The following is a 1028-nucleotide window of genomic DNA, read 5'->3' as shown; positions in this document are numbered from 1 at the left end:
TTCGATGCGGTGTTGCTGGATCGGGATGGGACGTTGGTCGAGGATGTGCCGTACAACGGTGATCCGGAGAAGGTGCGTCCGGTGCCGGGTGCGCGGGTGGCGTTGGATCGGTTGCGGGCTGCCGGGTTGCGGTTGGCGGTGGTGACGAACCAGTCGGGTCTGGCGCGGGGGTTTTTCACCGAGGCGCAGATGGCGGCGGTGCATGCGCGTGTTGAGGAGTTGTTGGGGCCTTTTGACGCGTGGTTGGTGTGTCCGCATGAGGATTCCGACGGGTGTGGTTGTCGGAAGCCGTTGCCGGGTCTGGTGCATGCGGCGGCGCGGGAGTTGGGGACGACGGCGCAGCGGTGCGTGATGGTGGGTGACATCGGCCGGGATGTGACGGCGGCGCTGGCGGCGGGGGCGCAGGCGGTGTTGGTGCCGACGCCGGTGACCCGGCCTGAGGAGGTTGACGCGGCGCCGTGGGTGGCGGTGGATCTGCCGTCGGCGGTGGGCGAGATCCTGCGTCGTCAGGCGGCGGTGACCGCAAGCGTGCCGCGTCGGGCGGGCACGGTGTTGGTGGTGCGGTCCGATTCGGCCGGGGATGTGCTGGTGACGGGGCCGGGGATTCGGGCGGTGGCGGCGCACGCGCAGCGGGTGGTGCTGTTGTGTGGGCCGCGGGGGCGGGCGGCTGCGGACCTGCTGCCGGGGGTGGATGAGATCGTGGAGCACCGGCTGCCGTGGATTGATCCGGCGCCGGGTCCGGTTGATCCGGCGGACATCGCCGCCCTGACCGGGAAGTTGGCCGCGGTCGGCGCGGACGAGGCGGTGGTCTTCACCAGTTTCCATCAGTCGGCGTTGCCGTTGGCGTTGCTGTTGCGCACGGTGGGGGTGCGGCGGATCGCGGCGATCAGTGACGACTATCCCGGTGCGTTGCTGGACGTGCGTCACCGGGTGCCCGTCGGTGTGCCGGAGCCGGAACGGGCCCTGTCCCTGGCCGCCGCGGCCGGGTTCACCCTGCCCGATGACGACCGACCCACCCTCCGCCTGCG

The 1028-nt window shown here is 71.2% G+C and carries 1 protein-coding gene; it reads left to right on the top strand.

From position 1 onward, the window contains the following. On the top strand, window positions 1-1028 hold a 1028-nt coding region (locus tag ACIBR0_RS28730; RefSeq protein WP_396720875.1), incomplete at both ends, for an HAD-IIIA family hydrolase.

It is taken from the genome of Micromonospora sp. NPDC049497, assembly GCF_044465805.1.
In the GTDB taxonomy this organism is placed as follows: domain Bacteria; phylum Actinomycetota; class Actinomycetes; order Mycobacteriales; family Micromonosporaceae; genus Micromonospora.
The sequence above is the reverse complement of the archived record's forward strand: the minus strand, read 5'-3'. Positions and strand labels throughout refer to the sequence as shown.